The organism is Protofrankia sp. CiP1_Cm_nod4 (genome assembly GCF_982290645.1).
In genome coordinates this window covers 39571-40070 of sequence record NZ_CEVIVC010000004.1, presented here as the reverse complement: position 1 = coordinate 40070, position 500 = coordinate 39571, and the positions used below count along the sequence as shown (strand labels likewise).

At 69.8% G+C, this 500-nt stretch carries 1 protein-coding gene; it reads right to left on the bottom strand.

What is annotated here, in order from left to right; all coding sequences use genetic code 11:
• Positions 1 to 80: 80 nt before the first annotated feature.
• Positions 81 to 500, bottom strand: a 420-nt coding sequence (locus AC5LSR_RS01975; protein ID WP_493468087.1) for a phosphotransferase, incomplete at its 5' end; no start/stop codon positions are given.

The window sequence follows — 500 nt, the reverse complement described above, 5'->3', positions numbered from 1 at the left end:
AGACCCGGCGGGCACGGCAGGCAGAACCTCGTCGCGCAGCTCACGGCGAAGCCCCTCGAGCAGCTCGCCGGGGGTTGGTCTCAGCATGGCGTCTCCAACGGCCTGCTGGCGCTGATCCACTCCAGGCACGCCTGGATGGAGGGGATCACGGTTCGGGCCCGGTCGATCAGCCGTAGGTTGTGGCTACGGCCGTCGATGACCGCACGGGCCGCCTGCAGGCTGATCGTGGCGTACTTGACCTCGCAGAAGACGCGGTTCCAGCGCAGTGCCGCTCCGGTGACAGGTACGCCTCCGGCCGCTTCGTACGCCGCGACGAACTCCTCGAGCGGCACGAACCGCTCCGGGCTCCACAGGGCGTGGTACGCCCACGCGATGTCCTCGACCGGGTCGCCGACGTGCGCCATCTCCCAGTCCAGCAGACCGACGATGCGGCCGCCTTCGTAGAGGACGTTGCCCGGCCGGAAGTCACCATGCACGAGCGCTGGTCGCGCGGGTGGGGT